The sequence below is a fragment of the Candidatus Neomarinimicrobiota bacterium genome, from assembly GCA_041862535.1.
Lineage (GTDB): Bacteria > Fidelibacterota > Marinisomatia > SCGC-AAA003-L08 > TS1B11.
In genome coordinates, this window is sequence record JBGVTM010000293.1 from 1 (window position 1) to 2,108 (window position 2,108).

Genomic DNA, 2,108 nt, shown 5'->3' on the forward strand with positions numbered 1-2,108 from the left:
GGGTCCTGGTACTTCTTCTGGGGGGGCAACTTCCTGTGGGGGGCCGATCCTGATCGCGCCCGGAGCGCCGCCCCTACCGCTATCGCCTTGCTGCGTCTCCTCCACCTTCTCGGCCCAGATTACATCCACCTTTCCTTCGTAAACCAAAACCGAGCTCTCGGCCGTGTCCGCCACCGCCCGGTATTTGGTGCCTCGTATGGCAGCCACCGCCGTGGGTGCACGCACCGCTACATTCTTATTCTCACCGAAAGCGGCTTTGGCAGCCACCCAGACCTGGCCCCTAGAAACAGTGGCACCGAAGTCCTTTTTCAGGGGGGTTACACTGGCCTGGGTGAGTTCCATCTCGGTCTTCTCACCAATCCGGAATTTCCCGCCCCCGTTCAACGTGATTTCACAACGGGACTTTTCCAGCGTTTTAACTTTATCGCCGACAAAAACTTCCTGGTTGAGGTTGACTTTCTCCCAACCTGGATTCGGAGAAACCTGAACCTGGACCGTACCCAGCGGGAATGTGACCCGTCCGAAGAGCTGCCTGTCCGGCGAGGCCGGCCCGGCAGGCTTTTCCTGGGCTGATAGCCCACTCAGGAGCATGGCAATAAATAGGAGTGGAACAAAATGATGCATATCGATCCTAATACGATTTTGCCTCATTGGCGGCATACCAGGCGGCTGCTGTGCCTAATAATCGAGGATAATACTACTCCGCGACATCCCCCGGATAAAGGCTGCGTAAGATGCTACCTAATCGCCTGTTTCAATCAAGGATGAACATTACCCGGCAATTGCCGATAGCATCGGCAAATCCGGCATAGCCGGCGGCCCGCTGAGCATCAGCCTTGGATATGACGATATCAGTGGCCAAGGTACCACTGGTACGTGTCCCCTTGATGGTGAGCGGGTTGCCGGCCACCCGGGCGTCACCTTTGGCCGCCTCGATATCCTTGTGATATCCAACCACTCCCTGGGTCACAGCAAAATCGCGGGGATACTTTCCGGGGCCGTACAGTACGATACCGTCATCGGCGAGTATACGCGGTGACATGGATGGTTTCACACTCAACCCACGGGTATCAATGATCAGACCGGTAATGGGCTGTCCCGCAATCGCCGGCACCACCGCCGGTGCTGCTTCAGCCGGGGTTCCCGCCCCCACGGGTGGAGTTGTCGCTTCAGCCGCAGGAGGCAGGGGCGTCGGAAGAACCACATCCATGATGCCGCTCATGGGCACGGACATGGTTACCTCCACTGAGGCATCACTCAGATATTTTACGTCCCCTACTTGCTGGGCCCCTTGCACCATGGCCTCGACTTTCGTCCGGACAACGTCATTTGCCACCATGTTATTACTGACGGTGGTCTCGGAAGTCACCCGCACGGCTTTGACTGCCTCGACCAGGTTGCGCAGGGCATCTACTCTGGCAGCCCGGATGGCGTTTGCCCGTGCCGCCCCTACATTGGGGGCGTTAGCGGGTACCGCGCCGATGCCGGTGGCGGTTATAACCCGCTGTGAATAGTCCACCAGGCCGAACTCGTTTTGTTCCGTCACAGCGCCAGGCGTAGTAACCCATTGAGCCCAGATTAGTGAAATTCCGAAAAGAAGGACCGTAATTGTTATTGCAAGCAAAGAGCGCCGCATATGTTGCCTCCCTGAAGTTGATGTTTTACAAACCTTACCATCCCGTTAATAGGATTTGCCGATCACTTCCGAGGTGGTGCTAAAAGGTGATCCGTAGCGAAGACTGAATCTCGCGAATAATCAGCAGGGCATCGGCACCACTCACCTTGTTGGCTGGATCAAAGCGACCAGTCATGAGGTCTGCCTTCATGATTCCCCGCTCGGCACACAGGGCCATAGCATTGTAGGCAAAGTGGCTGCTGGGAACATCCGCAAAGCGTGAAGGGCTTTCCCCGAAGTAGCGGGTTTCCAGTGACATATCCCGCGTTGCCGTCACCAGAATACGCTGAACTGCCATGGCATAGTCCACACGCACCACGGTTTGATCCGGGGAGAAGTTGCCCGCTGGATCCACCTCAAACACGCCCAGGTTTACAACCTCCTTAATCCAGGGCTCAGCCCAGTGACCCGCCACATCAGGGGGGACCGCTGG

3 protein-coding genes are annotated in these 2,108 nt (G+C 57.1%); all 3 read right to left on the reverse strand.

Features of this window, described 5'->3' with window-relative positions:
* Positions 1-624, reverse strand: a 624-nt coding sequence (locus ACETWG_10790) for a FecR domain-containing protein (GenBank protein ID MFB0517071.1), incomplete at its 3' end; no start/stop codon positions are given.
* Positions 625-754: 130 nt separating this feature from the next.
* On the reverse strand, positions 755-1,636 hold the full coding sequence (locus ACETWG_10795; GenBank protein MFB0517072.1) for an LPP20 family lipoprotein: 882 nt from the start codon (positions 1,634-1,636) through the stop codon (positions 755-757).
* Positions 1,637-1,715: 79 nt separating this feature from the next.
* On the reverse strand, positions 1,716-2,108 hold a 393-nt coding region (locus ACETWG_10800; GenBank protein ID MFB0517073.1), incomplete at its 5' end, for an S-layer homology domain-containing protein.